Consider the following 781-nt stretch of genomic DNA (forward strand, 5'->3'; position numbering starts at 1 on the left):
AAAACGCGGGAACGTTGTCAAAATCCTCTGGGCCACGGGCGATGGACTATGCCTACTCGCGAAGCGTCTTGAAAGTAGCGGGCGCTTTGTCTGGCCGCAGGCTGAGAGCGGCAAGGTTCATCTGACGCAAGCCCAACTGTCGATGCTGCTCGAAGGCATTGACTGGAAGCAGCCCCGGCGGACATCACCATTGATGTCGGCGTTGTAAACGAGCCGGAACCTGCGTAAACTGCGCGCATGCTAAATGCCAGCTCTGAGATGACTGACTTGCCTGACGACATCGCCATCTTGAAGGCGATGGTGTCGGCACGCGATCTGGCGCTGGTCGAGCGTGACGGCGTGGTCCAGCAACAGCTCGAGTCTATCGCACAGATGCAGCGTACGCTGCAGGCCCGCGCGTTGGAGATCGAGCGGTTGAAGCTGCAGATCGCCAAACTGAAGCGGATGCAGTTTGGCAGCAGTTCAGAGAAACTAGACCGAGAGATCGAACGCCTGGAAACGCGGCTTGAAGAGCTGGAGGCGACCGATGGTGAGGCCGAAGTTACTGCAGAACTGGAGCAGAAGAAGGTGAAGCCGCGCAAACCTTCGACACGTCGAGCGTTGCCCGCTCATCTGCCCCGCGAAGATCATATTTACGAACCTGTCGAAGTCGTCTGTCCGGAGTGCGCAGGCGAGCTTAAGCCGCTGGGCGAGGACGTTGCCGAGCAACTGACGATCATCAAGGCAGCCTTCAAGGTCATTCGTCACATCCGGCGCAAGAAGGCCTGTGTGCGATGCGACC

General features: G+C 58.6%; 2 protein-coding genes. Both read left to right on the plus strand.

Annotated features, from left to right (window positions below; translation table 11 throughout):
• A partial coding sequence (tnpB, locus tag ACSQ36_RS46985; RefSeq protein WP_436187632.1) for an IS66 family insertion sequence element accessory protein TnpB occupies positions 1-208 on the plus strand: 208 nt, incomplete at its 5' end.
• A 50-nt stretch (positions 209-258) separates the two neighbouring features.
• On the plus strand, positions 259-781 hold a 523-nt coding region (locus ACSQ36_RS46990; RefSeq protein WP_436187633.1), incomplete at its 3' end, for an IS66 family transposase zinc-finger binding domain-containing protein.

The organism is Caballeronia sp. LjRoot34 (genome assembly GCF_964253815.1).
In the GTDB taxonomy this organism is placed as follows: domain Bacteria; phylum Pseudomonadota; class Gammaproteobacteria; order Burkholderiales; family Burkholderiaceae; genus Caballeronia.